This is a genomic window from Paenisporosarcina sp. P5_A11 (genome assembly GCF_056400705.1).
In genome coordinates this window covers 1-5,399 of the sequence record NZ_JBFUKT010000202.1, presented here as the reverse complement: position 1 = coordinate 5,399, position 5,399 = coordinate 1, and the positions used below count along the sequence as shown (strand labels likewise).

At 37.6% G+C, this 5,399-nt stretch carries 2 protein-coding genes; both read left to right on the top strand.

All coding sequences use genetic code 11. From position 1 onward, the window contains the following. Window positions 1-565: S-layer homology domain-containing protein (locus AC1DOS_RS17570; protein WP_477538541.1), on the top strand; the 565-nt coding region annotated here is incomplete at its 5' end. A gap of 908 nt (window positions 566-1,473) precedes the next feature. After that, window positions 1,474-5,399 (top strand): S8 family serine peptidase (locus AC1DOS_RS17565; RefSeq protein WP_477538540.1); only part of this gene is annotated, 3,926 nt, incomplete at its 3' end.

Below are 5,399 nucleotides of genomic sequence, written 5' to 3'. Positions count from 1 at the left end.
ACCACCAGTGACATTCAATGATATTTCAAGTCACTGGGCTAAAGTGCAAATTGAAGCGTTAGCTACGAAAAAAATTATCTTCGGTAAAACAAAAGAATTGTTTGCACCAGAAGATAAATTAACTCGTGCAGAGTTTGCTGTATTAATAGCACGTGCTCTTGAGTTAGAAACAAAAGCATATGAAGGTAAGTTCTCTGATGTATCATCAAACAAAGCTTGGGCTTATGCAGCTATTGAAGCAGCAGCTCGTGCTGGTATTATCAGTGGTAAAASAAATGGAACATTCRATCCAGAYGCTAAAATTACACGTGAAGAAATCGCGGCAATCGTTGTTCGTGCTGTGAAATATGAAGATGCTTCATTATTGAACAATTTAGATACGTCTAAAGAGTTTGCGGATGATAGCAAAATTAGTTCATATGCAAAATTAAGCGTTAAACAAGCAGTTGCATTAGGTATCGTAGCAGGACGCAAAAACAATACTTTTGCACCTAAAGACAACGCAACTCGTGCTGAAGCGGCAGTTATGCTTCACCGTGCACTGGTTAAATTAGGCGATTTATAAGAATAGAAGAGGGGTCAGCACTTGCTGGCTCCTTTTTTAGTGCAAATTAATAACTGAGATTAGCGGTGATTTTTGGAAAGCACTGTGCTACACCTTTACCTAATGAATCTGTGACAAAGTGCACCACGCCTTTTTAATCGAGCACCGCGAGAGTGTCACTAACAGAAAAGAAGCAGTCGGATTTTCGACTGTAACCATTCAAGGTATTACGCAATATTGAAAGTGCCTGGCATCATTTTCATTGGGATTAATTGGGCGAACGGGAATAAACACCGTTTGAACGGGATTAAAGATATGTTGAACGGGAATAAACATAGATTGAAAGGGAATAAACTAACATCGAAAAGGAACAAACACAATTGAAAGGGAATAAACCTCTCAATCAAGAACCAACATGAGCAATATATCAAACTAGCGGGACAAAATGCTTCCAAAAATACGACATTACCTGTCACTTTTACCATATTCCTCAATTTTTATTTACAAATTATACTATTCGATATATTCTAATAACTAATGGAATAAAAAAATCATTGAGTAAAATTACTAGGCATATTGAATTCCATTGGATTAATAGTACATGAACGAATAGTCTCGCATTATCCATGAATAACTTCCTGACGAACCAAAATAAGTCACATTTTCGAACAATAATCCAAAAATACTAGATGCAAAAATTAATTTAATAGTTCATATAAACTATAAAAACTAATCGTATAAGCCTTCTATGCAACTACTTTCCCCGGTAATTAGAATATTGTAATCAAAATGTAATATAAGATAATGATAYTTTACATTTGCAACAATCGAAATATATGGTAAATTTTTAATTGTCACATAACTTAGATTGAAGCCTGATTTTGGTATTTCTCATCTAGCTATGAAACACATTAAGGGAGGAAAGTATATTGAACAATTCGAGAAAGAGCATGATGGTTGCAATGGCAACTGCATTAATGCTTAGTACAGCATCCATCGGTGCTCCAGCCCCAGCTGCAGCAGCGCAACTAGGAAAACAAATTCCAACCACTAGTTTACAAAAACAGGAAAACAAAATACCTGCTCGTCTAATTGCACCAGAAAACCCTAGTGAGAAAGTTCGCATCATCGTAGAACTTGAAAAAGCACCAGCAATTGAAACTGCTACTAAAAAGGGTGTTCTTTATAAAGAATTACCAGAAACACAACGTAAAAGTTTAGAAGCTTCAATCGAAAGTGATCAAGTAAACGTTCAAACTACGATTTCAAAATTTGCAAAAAATATAAATATTAAAGAAAACTTCACTACTGTCTTTAACGGATTCTCTGCTGAAGTAGATGCAAAAGACGTCGCTCGCATCGCAAATACAGCAGGGGTTAAATCTGTAACTGAATCTACTGAATATGCGCGTCCCGTGGCAAAACCAGAAATGACACACTCTAAAGAATTAATACAAGCCCAGTTGGCTTGGGAAAAATTCAACTTCAAAGGTGAAGGAATGGTAGTAGGCGTTATCGATACTGGTATCGACCCATCTCACCGCGATATGATTTTAACAGATAACGCATCAGGTGATATCTCATCTGCTGATGTTGGGGAATTACTTGGAAACGGTTCAATCGAAGCAGGTAAATACTTCACTGCCAAAGTTCCATACGGTTATAACTATATGGATGGCAACCAAGAAATTCGTGACATCGGTCCAGGAGCATCTATGCATGGAATGCACGTTTCAGGTACTGTTGGAGCGAACGGTGACGAAGAAAAAGGTGGTATCAAAGGGGTAGCTCCAGAAGCTCAACTTTTAGCACTTAAAGTATTCGGTAACGATCCATTATTCCCATCAACTTTCGGCGACATTTATGTGAAAGCAATAGACGATGCGATTAAACTTGGAGCAGACGTTATTAACATGTCATTAGGTTCTACAGCAGGTTTTGTTGATAACTCGAACCCAGAACAAGTGGCAGTAACACGTGCGCAAAATAATGGTTTACTAGTGGCCATTTCTGCTGGTAACTCAAATATGTTTGGTTCAGGCACATTCTATCCAATGGCTGATAACCAAGATTATGGTTTGACAGGTTCACCATCCGTATCTGAAGATTCATTCGGTGTTGCTTCATTCGAAAATAGCATAATCAAAGCTTCAAGTTTCACATACGAATTTGACGGTGCTGAGGCTGGCCGTGCAATGTTCTTACTTGCGAATGAAGAAGAACCAAACGATTTACCTCTAGAAGAATACCCAGTAGAATTCGCAGGATTTGGATCGGTTGCTGATTTCGCAGGGAAAGATTTAACAGGAAAATTCGCATTAGTATCCCGCGGAAATGGCATTAACTTTGTTGATAAAGGTTTGAATGCACAAGCTGCAGGTGCTGAAGGAGTTATTGTTTACAACAATGCTGCTGGCACAATCAGCATGGCATCTAATTCAGAGATTAAAATTCCATTCATGTCAGCACTTCAAGTTGATGGATTAGCACTTAAAGCAGCTCTTGATGGTGGTAAAGCTGTAACAGTTGGTTTCGATGGTAAATATATTGAAACAGCAAGTCCTACTGCAGGTAAAATGAGTGGATTTACGTCTTGGGGTCCTACACCGAACTTAGATTTCAAACCTGAAATTACAGCTCCAGGTGGAAACATCTTCTCGACATTGAATAACAATGAATACGGACTAATGAGCGGTACATCTATGGCAGCTCCACATGTAGCCGGTGGTACTGCATTAGTGATGGAACGTGTAAATAAAAAGTTTGGCTTAACTGGAGCAGCTCGCGTAGAGTTTGCGAAAAACTTAATGATGAACACATCAAAACCAGTAGTATTTGCTAAATATGATGGATTAACTGAATACGTATCACCACGTCGTCAAGGTTCAGGTATTATGCAACTTGCTAACGCTTTAGAAACAGATGTGATGGTAACAAACAAAGCAACTGGTGAAGCAAAAGTAGCATTAAAAGAAATCAAAGATGGCAAATTTAATTTCACATTAAAAGCGAAAAACTATTCTGATGAAGTGAAAAACTTCAATGTAGATGTTCAACTTCAAACAGATTATGCATTAAAAGCATCTGGTTATGATGTAGTAAGACCGAATGACGCTGGATCCAATATTGTAACGGATTTAGTTGATGTACAAGCTCCTGAAACAGTTGAAATTGCTGCAAATGGAGAAGTAGAAATCCAAGTATCAGTCGATGCATCAGCATTGAAAGATATGGAAGGTTTCGAAACATTCGTAAACGGATTCTTCCTTGATGGATTAGTAATGCTTGAAGATCCAAATGAAGAAACAACAGGAAACGTGCCATTAACAGTTCCATTCTTCGGATTCAATGGTTCATGGGATGATGCTTCAATCTTCGATGAGTTCGCATGGGATGATTTAACATACTGGGGTTTCCAAGCACTAGCTGACGAAAAAGGGAACAATATCCAAGGTCCATCATTAGGTACAGAATATGTTCCATCTAAATTTGCTTTTTCTCCTAACGCAGATGGCAACGTAGACAAAGCAATTCCTGTTTACTCTTTAATACGTAACGCGAAAAATTTTGAAGTGAACGTATTAGACGCAAATGGCAATAAAGTGCGTACAATTCGTACAGCTAAAAACTTAACAAAACATTATACTCATTCTGACACAAGTCCAGCATACACATATCAATCAGCTAATGGATGGGATGGAAAAATCAACGGTAAAGCAGCTGCGGATGGTCAATACTTTATCCAATTACGCGCTGTTATTGATTTTGAAGGTGCTGAATGGCAATCAGTCGAGTTCCCAATTAATTTAGATACAAAAGCACCAACTGCTGACATCGAATTTGATGCTGAAACGAAAACAGTTTCTACAACAAATGTAGTAGACAATACAGGCGGTGTAGGAATTGACCGTGTTGAAGTATATGTAAATGGTAAAGAAGTAACTGAAGCTGCAACACTTGAATCTTATGTAATCGCAGGTGAATTAAATAGCAAAGATAAAGTAACAGTTAAAGTATGGGATATCGCTGGAAACGTTACGGTAGAAGATTTTGCAGAAACGAAAGTGCCAGTAATTTACTTCGAAACTCCATCAGACTATTTCGTAGAGTATGATACTTCTGAAGTAGTTGTATCTGGTACAGTAGTGGATGATTCAGACGTTGTATCAGTTAAAGTAAATGATGTCAAAGTAGATTCATTTGATGGATCTAAGTTCTCTCATAAGGTAAAATTTACTGACGGGGTGAAAAACGTAAAAGTTGAAGCAGAAGATGAACACGGTAACAAAATCGACATTTCACGTAAAATATTTGTAGATACAACATTACCAACTGTAGAAGCAGTCTCGGGAACAGTTCCAACTAGTGTTTCAACAACTTCTCCAAACCCAACTATCAAAGTAAAAGTTGGCGATAACTTCGATGAAATTAGCCTATATTTAAATGGGAGTGAAGTTTTCGCGAAGCCAGTCTCTGAGCCATATGCAATGTTAGGTTACAGTCAAACAGTTGACGTAGTTCTTCCATTAGTAAATGGTAAAAATGACTTTGAGCTTAAAGTAGTTGACTTAGTGGGTCATGAAGCAACTCAAAATATTTCAGTTATGAAATCTGACGAGGTAGTTACACCACCAGTGACATTCAATGATATTTCAAGTCACTGGGCTAAAGTGCAAATTGAAGCGTTAGCTACGAAAAAAATTATCTTCGGTAAAACAAAAGAATTGTTTGCACCAGAAGATAAATTAACTCGTGCAGAGTTTGCTGTATTAATAGCACGTGCTCTTGAGTTAGAAACAAAAGCATATGAAGGTAAGTTCTCTGATGTATCATCAAACAAAGCTTGGGCTTATGC